This window comes from Kitasatospora sp. NPDC088351 (assembly GCF_040685575.1).
Taxonomy (GTDB): domain Bacteria; phylum Actinomycetota; class Actinomycetes; order Streptomycetales; family Streptomycetaceae; genus Kitasatospora.
Window position 1 is genome coordinate 1 of the sequence record NZ_JBFBIL010000104.1, and the last position, 11,106, is coordinate 11,106.

Consider the following 11,106-nt stretch of genomic DNA (forward strand, 5'->3'; position numbering starts at 1 on the left):
CCACACAGCACCGCAGAATTGACTTCACCTACATAAAGCCACTCCTCACGTTCAGGACACAAGCAACCACGAGCACCGGCACTCGGGCATCGGACTTCACACCCCCGCCAGCGTCCGCTTCGGGACGGCGGAGGAGATCCGCGACCAGCGCGCCGTCACCCTCGCCGAGGCCTACGCGCGGCACCCCGAACGCTTCGGCCGCCGCCCCAGACCACCCCAGATCCCCAAGACCGCGTGGATCAACGACCCCGCCAAGCGCCGCGAACCCACACCACAAACCTCATAGCGTCACGACCGTCTCACTGGACTTGAAATCTTCCGTCCTCAGCTTCACCACGGACGGCGACGACAGGACCGAGGTGCAAGCCCTGCTCGACCACCTGCGCGCAAACGCCCTGGCCCACTCCTGACCAGCCAGGACGCCTCCGTCCCGGCACGACGGCCCGGCCGCGGCGGGCGGTGAGGCCGGTACGCGATCAGCGGCGACGCCCGGGCGATGGACGGCTGGTAGAACCGCAGGCCACACGCGGGGACTTCTACTTTTGGGCCCTCATTTGAGGGCCGATTTTTGAACCCTCCGCAGGTCAGAAGCCTGCGGTGGCGCGGCCGGGGCCGGTCAGATCTGCCGGTCCGGGTCGGAGAAGGTCAGGCCTCCGGGCGAGAGGCGGCGGCGGGCAGGGGCAGGCGCGTTCACGGTCTCACCGGGCGGCTGGCGGAAGTCGGCGCCCTGCTCGACCGGCAGCCGACGCACACCGGACTGGGCGGGCAGGAGTGCGTCCGTGGCGGTCGCGGAGAAGGCGGGCATCGCGAGAGGGCGGCGGTCGGTCATGATCACCAGTCTCGCAGCCCGGACGGGGCCGGGTAAGCCAGACCGCTATCACCGGTGGTAGTGCTTTGGCCCTGGCTATCAGGGCCAGACCGGCCCGTTGTTTCAGATCCTCAGAACAGAGCGGTTAAGCCCCTGCTACCGATCTCGGCCGGGACCGGGTATCCGCGGGGGTCCCATGGCAGGGCGGCGACGTAGGCGGGGACGGCAGGCCGTCACGTTCACCAGCGTGCCCGAGGGCGTGCCGGTTCGTCAGCGGAATCCACGGATGAGTACCTGCGGGCTGCGACTGTCCGCTGCCCAGCTGGTCAGTTCACCTGATTGTCGGGGTGGGTGCGGTCGAACCACCGGATGAACTCGTAGACCGTGCCGATCCGGGCGACGCGTTCGTGGAGGGCTTTCTGGTCGTGGCCGGGGACGAACCAGCCGGTGGTGGTGGTCTCGCCGCAGCCACAGGCGCAGGCCTTGGTGTCGTGGGCGGAGTCGATGTAGGTGACGGGGTTGCGCACGGACGCCGGGACGGGGGAGGGCTTGTCGACGTAGGCGTCGTGGACGGGGTGGCCGGGGGAAAGGACGGTCCCCTCCACGGCCCGGCGGCTGCCGGTGACCTGGATGAGCCGGTCGATCTCGATCGCCTGGCGGACAACGCCGTCGGCGGCGAGCAGCAGGTAGCGCTCGCGGTCGGCCTTGGTCCCCAGGACCCAGGCGCCGCGGCCTGCCTCGTAGGTCTGCTCGTCACTCAGCCCCGGTTCCCAGCCGGTGTGGCTGCGTCCGAGGGGATCGTGCGCCTTCGCCGTGGCCCGGGGGCCCAGCTTGATGTGGATCATCCACCCTCCCGATACCTGGCTCTGCTTAGCGCCAAGGGTATTCGACGTTATGCTTCCCCCCGAGCGCGGATAGTTGCTACTCCTTACCGGCTCATCTATCAACTATCAACTATTCGGGATGGATCGGAGCAGTGGTGGAGCAACGGACGGCCGTCCCGGCGGTCCTGCCGGACACCGAGAGAAGCCAGGTCCTGAGCGGGGTGATCCTCCCGGCCTGGGCCGGTGGTGCGATGCCGCAGGAGGAGCCGGTGGTGCTCCTCGTGGCCGGCCCGCCCGGAAGCGGCAAGACCACCCTCGGCGACCTGCTGCTGCCGGTGATCAGTCGGCGCGGCGGCGCTGTGCGCGTCGGCGCCGACCTTTACAAGGCCGCGCACCGGCACTACGAGGCGCTGCTGGCGAAGGACGTGCGCACCGCCGGCGCCGGTGTGCGTACGGACACCCGTCGCTGGCAGGCCGAAGTGGAGGAGTACGTGCGCGCCCACCGCCTGGACGCTCTGGTGGAGACCGCGCTCGCCGACCCAAGCGAGGCCCGGGCCCAGGCGCGGGCCTACCGGGCGGCCGGGCACCGGATCGAGGTGGTCGCCGTGGCGTGCGCCCTGGCGGTCAGCCAGCTCGGCGTGCTGGAGCGCTACCTCGGCGACGGGGACGGTGCCGGGCGCTGGGTGTCGTGGGCCAACCACGACGAGTGCGCCCGCCAGCTGGGCCGCACCCTGGCGGTGCTGGAGGACGAGCACCTGGTGGACCGCGTCACGGTGGTCCGGCGCGGCCTGGAGTTCCTGTACGGCAACGAGCTCGTCGACGGGATCTGGGCGCGGCCGCCCGACGCGGCGCGGGCGGTGGAAGCCGAGCGGGCCAGGTGGTGGGGCGCGGTGGAGACCGCGTCCTTCCGCCGGTCGCTGGCCCGCACCGAGCGCGCCCTGGTGCGGGCGGAGACCCGGCTGCCGGCCGACCGGGTGCTGGCCGTCGTGCGGGATGCGGAGCGGGCCGCCGCGCTGGCCGAGCCGGTGCGGCGCACCGCCCAGCCGATCCCCGGACCGCCCGGCGTCGACTACCACCGGCTGTCCGCCGACGAGCACGACTGGACGTTCCAGAACCTGATCGTCCCGGACCTCGGGGAGATCGTGGCACAGGAGCGGCCCGTCGTCGTGTACGTGATGGGGGCACCCGGCGCGGGCAAGACCCAGGCGACGATGATGGTCCGCCGAGCGCTGCGCGAGCGGCGGCCGGTGTGGATCGCGGGCGAGCTGTTCAAGGCGGCCCACCCGGACTACTTCCGGCTGCTGCGCGAGCACCCGCGTACCGCCTCCGCCCGGATCCGCGCGGACTACAAGGCATGGCAGGCCCGGGCCGAGGCGTACGTGCGGGAGCGACGCGCGGACGCCGTAATCGAGATCGCCCCCGGCAGCACGAACGCCTTCCTCGACGACGCGACCGCGTGGCGGCGGGCCGGGTACCGCGTCGAACTGCTGGTCCTGGACGTCCGCGCGGCCGACAGCCGCCAGGGCACCGCCCTGCGCTACGCCGAGGTCAGCCGGGGCGGCACCCTGCCGGGCCGGTTCACCACCGCGAGTGGGCACGACCGCTGCCTGGCGGCGCTGTTGGAGTGCGTCCAGGCCGTCGAGGACCAGGCGCTGGTCGACCACATCACCGTGATCCGCCGCGACAACACCGCCGTCTTCCGCAACACGCTCGGCGACGGCCAGTGGACCGGTCCGGCAGGTGCCGCGCTCGCCACCCGGGCGGGACAGGTGCGGCCCTACACCGAGCAGGAAGCCCGCCACTTCCTCGCCCGCCAGCGCGAACTGCGCGCAGGCCTGCCGCAGTACCGGCGGGAGGTCGACGCGATCACCCGCCTCGCCTGGCCGCTGCTGCCACCCGCGCTCCAGCCCGGCCGGCTCGCCTTCGCCCCGCCCGCCGCGCTCCCGGCGCCGCGCTCCTACGCCCCGGTAATCTCGCTGAGCCTGGCCTCGTAGTCGGCCTCGATCCGCCCCAGCTCCATGCCGGTCGTCTCCGGCAGGTCACGCAGCGCCTTGGTACAGGCCGCGCGTTCGGCCAGCAGCCGCTCGACCCGAACCGGGTCGGGCGCCGGGCGCCGGCGTTCGGCATGGATCTGCTCGGCGTACCAGGCCGCGACCTCCTCGATCTTCTCCGCGACCCGGCGGCGCGCGCCGTCGTCTCCGGTGTCCTCCGGTGTGCCGGGACCAGCACCGGCCGGACGGTGCTGCTCGGGGAGTTCAGGATCGTGCACGGGAACCGCCTTCGCTCTCGGAAATGCGCAGGCCAGGGGCTTCCTGACGCGTCGGAGCCTACGGCCACCCGCGATCCGCCTTCCTTCGGGTGCCTTGCCCCCACCTCGTGGTACTTCAATCTGGTGGACCCGGCCCGACCAGGGTGCCACCATCGGGCGATGAACGTCCCGCCGAGCGGACCCGCCCCAGAGCCGGTGGATATCCCGCAGCTGATAGCCCGCGTTCTCGAGCTGAGCGCCGAACCCGAGCGGCCCGTCCACCGACAGCACGTCGTATCCCAGGTCCTCCTCAAGCGCTTCGCCACGCCCCAGCGCCGAGCGGGGCTGCGGGTCGGCCGCTTCGACCTGCATTATCCGGAACGTCGGCACAAGGACAACAGCTCGGCCGGGTTCGGCTGGATCGAGGAGTTCGTGCCATTCGGCTCAGGTTCCATTGAGAAACTGTGGCAGGACACCGAAAACCGCCTGAGCGCCGCGTTCGACGCCCTCGACGACGGCACTTTGCTCACAAGCAGCCGGGTGAAGGCGACGCTGCGTGACACCGTCGCGCTGCACTTCGTCCGGAGCTTGCGCGTGCGACGCATACACCAGAGCTCCTGGCGGCGAGTTCACGCCGAGCGCCGCCTGCGCCTGCTCACCGACGACGCCAACCGGGTCAGGCGTGCCGCCTTGGCCGAACACGGTCTGCACCTGGCAGGCCCCGCTGGCCTTGAGTACTTCGTCGACCTCCTCATGAAACCCGCCACCGCCATGTACGAGTGCGGCGCGTTGTTCCGCACCGCCCTGGAGGACTCGTTCGCCCAGGCCCGCGCTCACGTCGCCGACGCCTCGCTCTGCATCATCACGGCTGAGGAGGGGGAATTCCTGATCGGTGACGACCCCGCCATCACAGTCCGCTACACCGTCCCACAGCACGCTGTCTTCGGCGTTCCCCTGATGGACAGCAGCACGATCCTCCTCCCACTCGGCCCCCACCACCTGGTAGCGCTCGCCAACAAGGACAGGATCCTCACCGTCCCCAAGCAGAAGGTCGATGAGCTGAACAGACTCCAGATCCAGGCCGCCGAACGGCACGTCCACCATCGCCCTGGGGAAGCCATCACCCGCTTCATCCGGCAGACGTGCGCCGACTCCAAGCAGCAGAGCACCTCGTCCAACGTCCCTCGCCAGAACCACGACGACGTAGGTTGATGCCCAGTCACATCTTCAGGGGGAGGACACGTCGATGGCGGGACGGGATCTGCGGGCGCTGTTTGGCTCGAACGACCGGAGCCTGGGTACCGAGGAGGCGTTCACCAACCGGGAAGGGCAGTGGGCGCAGGTCGCGGCCGCGCTCGCCGAGCACCTGGCCCACGTGGCCGCTCCTGGCTTCGACGTCCAGGACCTGGAGGCGGCGCGGCGCAACGTGCTGGTCTTCCACGGCATCGGCGGTGTCGGAAAAACCACGCTGTCGCGGAAGCTGGAGGCCTCGCTCACCGCGGCCGAGTTCCGGCCCGCGCAGTGGGGCGAGCCCACCTGGCCGCAGGCACCGCGGCTGTTGCCGGTGCGTATCGACCTCGCCCGCTCCGCTGGCACGGACTTCGAGCGCCTCGTCCTCACCCTGCGTCTGGCGCTCGCCGGCCTGGACCGCGCCCTGCCGGCGTTCGACCTCGCGCTCGGCCGGTACTGGGAACACAACCACCCCGGCGAGAGCCTGGAGGAGTACCTGCGCCGTGCCGGGCTGGTGAGCCGCTTCGCCAGGGCGCTGCCCGGCCAGGTACAGGCCGCACTGTCGAAGGCCGCCGAGGAACTCGCCCTGCCGGGCGTGGTCGGCTCCGCGGTCGGGCAGGTCGCCACGGCCGTCGTGCGGGCGGTGCGCGAGCGCCGTGCCACGGCCCGGGCGCTGGCCGGCTGTCCGCGGCTGGCGGACCTGCTGGAGGCGGAGCCGGACCTGGAGGCGGTCTCCTTCTATCCGCACCTGCTCGCCTACGAGATCGACCGGCTGCCGGCGAAGAAGGCCGTCGTGCCGGTGGTGCTGCTCGACACCTTCGAGGACATCGGCGACCGCACCAACCGCGACCTGGAGCGCCTGGTCCAGCGCGTGGTGTGGCTGATGCCGGGCGCCCTGTTCATCATCAGCGGCCGCAGCCGCCTGCAGTGGGCCGACGACGCTCTGCAGGGGCAGCTCGACTACACCGGGCCCGCCGCCTGGCCGCAGCTGGCCGCCCACATCCCCCACGCCCGCGCCGCCGGCGAGCCCGGAGCCGGCGAGAGCGGCGCCGGGGCGTCGGCCGACCGGCAGGTCCTGATCGGCGACTTCAGCCCCGAGGACTGCGAGGACTACCTCGCCCGCCGCCTCACCGCCGACGGCCGGCCCCTCATCGGCGACGACCTGCGCCGGGTCATCACCGCCCGCTCCCACGGCCTGCCCCTGTACCTCGACCTGGCCGTGATGCGCTTCCTGGAGATCCGCCGCACCCGTGAACCCGCGGCCGCCGACTTCGACCACGACTTCCCCGCCCTCGTCGCCCGCACCCTCCAGGACCTCACCCCCGACGAACGGCACGTCCTGCGCGCCGTGTCCCTGCTGGACGCCTTCGACCTCCCCCTCGCCACCAAAGCGGCAGGGATGGCCCACCAGGCCGCGGCCCTGCGCCTGGCCGAACGGCCCTTCGTCCGCGAGAACCGGCTCGCCCTGTGGCCCTACCACCTGCACGCCGTGGTGCGCTCCACCATCCGCCGGGCCGACGACCACACCGACGACCGCTGGTCCGACCAGGACTGGGCGAGCGCCGCCACACGGGCCTTCGACGCGCTCGGCGACCAGTGGGCCAACAGCGCCAGCCGCAGCCGGATACTGCTGGTCGCCTGCCTGCGCCAGGGCCTGGCCCTCGCCCGCGACCACCGGCTCGACGTCGGATGGCTCGCGGCCGCCGCGTGGACCTACGTCTCCGACTCGGTCTGGGAGCCCCTCGCCCCGCCCGCACCCGATGCCCCCGCCGGGCAGGCCGCCGCGGCCGGGCCGGCCAGTGCCGCTGTCCTGGGGACGCCGGCCGACGCCCTGGTAGAGACCCTCAGCACGCTCGCCGCCCGCCAGCGCGAGCACCGCACCCGCACTGCCGACCGCCTCACCCGCGTCCTCGACAGCCGTCTGCTGCCCGAGGACCTGACCGACATGGCCCTCTACTACCGGGCCAAAGCGCACCGCGACCTCGGCCGCGGTCGTGCGTCCCGCCAGGGCATGCAGCAGGTCGCCGCCGGCACCACCCGCCTCGCCCCCGCCGCCCGCCGCGGCCTCGTCCACCTCGCCCGCCTCGACGGCGACTTCCCCACCGCCCACGAAGCCGCCCAGACCCTCGGCTGGGCCGGACGCCAGCACCGCGTCCTCGGCGACCTCGCCTGGGTCCACGCCGAGATGGACCAGGCCGCCGCCCACTACGAGGCCGCCCGCACCGACGCCGAACAACACGCCGTCGCCGGCGAACGCGCCACCAGCCAGGCCCAGCTCGCCTTCGTCCGCGCCTTCACCGACCCCCGCACCGCCGCCGACGACCTCGACCTCGCCGCCCAGCTCCTGGCCGGCCTCGACCTGCGCGCCACCACCCTCACCACCCGCATCGCCGCCCTCGTCCGCGACGCCGGCACCGCCGACGACGAGTTCCGTCACCGCGCGAACCTCCTCGACACGGAAGTCAGGGCCTCCGGCGTACGCGCCGCCCGCACCACCCTCGCCCTCGCCGTCTGCTTCCACCACGCCGTCCTCAACGACAACAACGCACTGAACACCGCCATCCGCGACCTCGACCAGCTCACCCGCGGCCACGACTACGCCTACTACACCGACATCGCCCACTTCATGGCCGACCGGGACCTCCACCACCCCTCCCCCGCCCGCTGGCTCAACGGCCCCGACACCGTCCGCGAACGCTGGCGCACCCTCATCACCGCCCGGCGGGACCGCCTCCGCCTCAGCAACCGCTAGCAGACCAAAGAGAGGACACCATGACGTCACCCCACACACGCAAGATCGCCTACAACGCACCTGTCGGATCGATCGACCTGCCGGGCTTCGACGAAAACGGGACGCCGTACGAGATCTGGCCCTGCCACGACTGTCACCCCTGGCACTTCGAGATCGTCCGCGACGGCTCCGAGATCATGGTCCGCGAGTGGCACGCCGTGGACTGCACGCTGTTCCAGCAGCTTCTCGCCGACCAATAGCTCCAGGTCACGGGCGCGCTGGCACGGCGCTCGGACGAGCATGTCCCGGCGACGCTTCTGCGACCCGCAGCGCCTCTCCAGTCCTCTCCGTTCCTCGCGGTTCCTCTCCGTTGCTCTCCGAGACTTGCCATTGCCTGCTGCATCCGGGACCATGGGCAGGCAAGGTCCTATGCGCTCGATCGAGAGCGCCCACGGGATCTTGCACCTCGTAGGCCCCCGGTTCTCCCGGGGGTTTCTGCGTTTCCGGGACGGTTCAGGAACCCCTGGGAACGTCCTTCCACACGATGCCTTCGTCCGCACGTTCTCCGAGCCATCGCGGCGCGAGCCGGCGGTAGGAACGCGACATCGTCCCGATGGGGGTCAGCTTCGGCCACAGGCCGGGGTCGCCGCATGCCAGGTGGTGGTAGGCGGCGTACGCGACCATGTCGGCCGCCTGGATGAGCTGGCTGTGGGCACTGTCCTGCATGATCGGGTCCTCCAGGACCCGGCGGGACGCCAGCGGCAGGCCACGGTGCACACCCCGGTAGGGAGCGGCGTTGCGCACCGCGTGCCTCCACGCCTCGCTCGCCTCCTGCGCCGAGAGGCCGCCCGTGTCCGCCGGCCCCGGATTGCCGTCCAGGACCACCATCACGTGGGTGTCCCGGGCCGCCGCCCACTCCTCCAGGTGCTCGACGAAGCAGGTGTAGACGTCCGGGAGCACGCTGGTACGGCACGCCACCGTGGTGACCGCCAGGTTCTCGCACCGCCCCAGGCGCTTGAGCAGCATCTCGTGCGCGGCAATCCGGCTCCGCTTGTGGAACCGGGCTTCCTGTTCCGGGGTCGAGCAGAACTGGCCCCGTCCCTTGACCAGCTTCACCGCGTGCAGCTCGGTGTTCTTGGGAACGCCCCACTCCGACTCGACTTCCCGCCGGCCCTCCAGCCAGCAGTGCATCAGGTCCCCCCAGCCCACGGCCGGCACCAGCAGACCGGTCAGGGTGCGGATCCTGTCTGAGCCCGAATCATCGACGTAACACAAGTACACCGTCGGACTATAAGGCCCAGGCCCGTCGCCCCATCAAGCCGGTTCGACCGCTGAGCAACGAGGAAGCCGACGACGACCACAAAGCCCGCCTGCGCGCCATGGAAGCCAGGTAGCGGCGGACATCCTCGCCGAACGGGAAACGGAGAACGCCCGGCCGACGCTGCGGCTGGTCCCTGACGAAAACTCCTGAACAAGCTACGGACGGGGTGAGGCAGCCTGCGCCCCGAGCTGCAAATTTGAGGACCCGGCCATGCCGCACCCCGAAACGCGACCGCCGGTCAGTCGTCTTCGAAGAAGCCGCAGTCCAGGCGCTGCGCGAGGTCATCGGCCCATTCCTGAGCCCACGCACGCAGCTCCTCGATGTCGTCATCGCCGAGTCCGTAGGCCTCGAACTCGGCATCGTCGATCCACTCGGCCCCGGCGAGACGGAACCGCAGCTCGGAAAGGTCGAGGCCGTTGCGGACACGACGCCCGTACTCCTCCAGGTCAGCGCGGGTGAAGCGCCGGGCCGCCGCCCGTACGTCGATCAGGTCGCGGGCGTAGCCACGGTCGGCCAGGGCGCGCATCTTGGTGCCGACGACATCCTCGACCGCCAGCACCGGGCCAGGCCTCGCCGCTGTGCGGGTCGGTGACCACCAGCCGGGCGGAGAGCGGGACGACCTCGACCTGGTGGACCTGCCAGCCGCGTTTCACCAGTCCGCCCGTGAGCGCGCGGGTGATCTCCGCCATGGCGGCCGGGTGCTCAGTGGCGACGTCCAGGTCCTGGCTAAGGCGGTCGGCCAGGCCGTGGGCCTGGACCGCGTACCCGCCGGTGAGCACCAGAGCGTACGGGGCGCCGACATCAAGAACGTCGGCCAGCAGGCGCCGGTGGAGCGGGTTAAGCCTCACGCGGCGGCGGGGCGGGCAACAGCGGCGAGCTCGACGAAATTGTTCTCCCACGCTGTCCGGACGGCGGGGCCGACCAGGGTCCTCAGGACCGGCCACTGCTGCACCAGCAGGCCGGCGTCCAGGAACCGCGGAAGATCCTCGCGCATGCCCTCGTTCAGCACGATCCGGTACAGGCCCATCCGCTGCCGCGGCTGTCCCAGATCGAAGACCCTCAGGCCCGACCACGCGAGGTGCAGCGGAAGCTCGACCCGGCCGGCCGTCGGCCCCTCCAGCTCCCCGAGTGAACCCGGGAGGCGGGCAGCCAGCTGCCCGGAACGACTGTCAGCGGAAGCAAGCGGCGTCATACAGACGATTATCCCCTCCACCCAGGCCGACCGGCGCCTCACCGACCTCGCCGTGCGAGCCCGGGTCGCCGATCCGCGTCACGGCCCTTCCCCGGCCGCCGATCGATCGCCTACGGTTCGAACGGTCGACGAGCTCGCCGCCGCCATCGCCAAGGCCATCGCACTCTACGAGCTAGTACCCCCGCCCGCCGAGGTCATCAGGATGTGGCTCGCCAAGTAGCGGAAGGCCACAGCCCGGCCCTCGGCCGTGGTTTCGCCCGAGGGAGCAGGGAACGCTTCAAGCATGGACGAGCACCACCAGGAGCAGGCCGGCCCGGTCGACGCGGCGCGCGCCCGGGAACTGACCGAGCAGCTGCGCACCGCGATCGAGGACGTCCGCGCCGCCGTCCTGGTCCTCGCCCGCCGGGTCCGCGCCGCGCACCAGGCGAAGGTGTGGACCGCGCTCGGGCACCCGTCATGGTCGGCATACGCACTCGCGGAGCTCGGGATCGGCCGCTCGACCGCGTACCGGTTGCTCGACCTGGCGGCCGTCGCCGAGGCGATCGAGGACACCGTCCGGGCCGAGCTCGGGGTATCCCACGCGTGGGACAGCACCGACCTGGTCCTGCCAGTGCGCGCGGTCGTCGACCTCAAGGGCCGCACCGCGGAACTCACCGCCCTAGGGCGCGTATTCGGTCGTGATCAATCTGTGTGATTCACCTTCGCGGCGGGTCCTGATCCGGTAGACCGTGGTGTGTGACGCGAGCGCAACT

10 protein-coding genes and 1 pseudogene are annotated in these 11,106 nt (G+C 71.5%); 5 read left to right on the forward strand and 6 right to left on the reverse strand.

What is annotated here, in order from left to right:
* Nucleotides 1-616 precede the first annotated feature (616 nt).
* A complete protein-coding gene (locus tag AB0P06_RS36040) occupies nt 617-829 on the reverse strand; it encodes a hypothetical protein (protein ID WP_363615080.1) in 213 nt (70 codons plus the stop codon).
* A gap of 305 nt (nt 830-1,134) precedes the next feature.
* Nucleotides 1,135-1,653 carry a hypothetical protein gene (locus AB0P06_RS36045; protein ID WP_363615082.1) on the reverse strand — a complete coding sequence of 173 codons (519 nt, stop codon included), beginning with the start codon at nt 1,651-1,653 and terminating at the stop codon, nt 1,135-1,137.
* 134 nt (nt 1,654-1,787) lie between these two features.
* Here AB0P06_RS36045 and AB0P06_RS36050 point away from each other — a divergent pair, with 134 nt between their 5' ends.
* Nucleotides 1,788-3,626: a zeta toxin family protein gene (locus tag AB0P06_RS36050; RefSeq protein ID WP_363615084.1), complete on the forward strand. Its 1,839-nt coding sequence runs from the start codon at nt 1,788-1,790 to the stop codon at nt 3,624-3,626.
* On the opposite strand, the gene AB0P06_RS36055 is transcribed toward AB0P06_RS36050, so the two are convergent.
* Complete coding sequence (locus AB0P06_RS36055) at nt 3,590-3,901, reverse strand: hypothetical protein (RefSeq protein ID WP_363615086.1); 312 nt, start codon at nt 3,899-3,901, stop codon at nt 3,590-3,592. The genes AB0P06_RS36050 and AB0P06_RS36055 overlap by 37 nt on opposite strands.
* 159 nt (nt 3,902-4,060) lie before the next feature.
* Between AB0P06_RS36055 and AB0P06_RS36060 the strand changes: the two genes are divergently transcribed.
* From AB0P06_RS36060 to AB0P06_RS36070, 3 genes are read left to right on the forward strand one after another with little or no spacing between them, the layout of a single operon-like run.
* On the forward strand, nt 4,061-5,092 hold the full coding sequence (locus tag AB0P06_RS36060; protein ID WP_363615088.1) for a DUF4238 domain-containing protein: 1,032 nt from the start codon (nt 4,061-4,063) through the stop codon (nt 5,090-5,092).
* A gap of 34 nt (nt 5,093-5,126) precedes the next feature.
* On the forward strand, nt 5,127-7,862 hold the full coding sequence (locus AB0P06_RS36065; RefSeq protein ID WP_363615090.1) for an ATP/GTP-binding protein: 2,736 nt from the start codon (nt 5,127-5,129) through the stop codon (nt 7,860-7,862).
* Nucleotides 7,863-7,882: 20 nt separating this feature from the next.
* On the forward strand, nt 7,883-8,101 hold the full coding sequence (locus tag AB0P06_RS36070) for a hypothetical protein (protein WP_363615092.1): 219 nt from the start codon (nt 7,883-7,885) through the stop codon (nt 8,099-8,101).
* A gap of 253 nt (nt 8,102-8,354) precedes the next feature.
* Here AB0P06_RS36070 and AB0P06_RS36075 read toward each other — a convergent pair whose 3' ends face one another.
* From AB0P06_RS36075 to AB0P06_RS36085, 3 genes and pseudogenes are all read right to left on the reverse strand, one after another.
* Nucleotides 8,355-9,122 (reverse strand): DUF3800 domain-containing protein, encoded by a 768-nt coding sequence (locus AB0P06_RS36075; RefSeq protein WP_363615094.1) that lies wholly within the window; start codon nt 9,120-9,122, stop codon nt 8,355-8,357.
* 278 nt (nt 9,123-9,400) lie between these two features.
* Nucleotides 9,401-10,010 (reverse strand): annotated as a pseudogene (locus AB0P06_RS36080) (nucleotidyl transferase AbiEii/AbiGii toxin family protein).
* Nucleotides 10,007-10,354 carry a transcriptional regulator gene (locus AB0P06_RS36085; RefSeq protein WP_363615096.1) on the reverse strand — a complete coding sequence of 116 codons (348 nt, stop codon included), beginning with the start codon at nt 10,352-10,354 and terminating at the stop codon, nt 10,007-10,009. Before AB0P06_RS36085 ends, AB0P06_RS36080 begins: the two are co-directional and overlap by 4 nt.
* Before the next feature lie 283 nt (nt 10,355-10,637).
* Here AB0P06_RS36085 and AB0P06_RS36090 point away from each other — a divergent pair, with 283 nt between their 5' ends.
* Nucleotides 10,638-11,048: a hypothetical protein gene (locus AB0P06_RS36090; RefSeq protein WP_363615098.1), complete on the forward strand. Its 411-nt coding sequence runs from the start codon at nt 10,638-10,640 to the stop codon at nt 11,046-11,048.
* Nucleotides 11,049-11,106 lie beyond the last annotated feature (58 nt).